Below are 249 nucleotides of genomic sequence, written 5' to 3'. Positions count from 1 at the left end.
GCGACAGCTTCGCCAGCCGCATCGCCGTGATGACCGCCATCATGGCCACCGTTGGCGCCATGCTCAGCTACCAGGCCGGCTCCAGTGAAAGCGAGGCGGCGATGGACAAAAACAACGCCGCCATCATCAAGACCGAAGCCGCCAACCAATGGAATTACTACCAGGCCAAATCCAGCCGCCAAAACCTGGCGGAACTGGCCGCGCATATCCCTGGCGTGGATGCCGCCCACTACAACGACGAAATCCAGC

Annotated in this window: 1 protein-coding gene; it reads left to right on the top strand. The window is 61.4% G+C overall.

The features are described 5' to 3' along the window. On the top strand, positions 1-249 hold a 249-nt coding region (locus AC0L3U_RS39940), incomplete at both ends, for a DUF4337 family protein (RefSeq protein WP_473365202.1).

This window comes from Bradyrhizobium sp. Kon69 (genome assembly GCF_055807515.1).
This window is presented reverse-complemented; position numbering and strand designations above follow the sequence as displayed.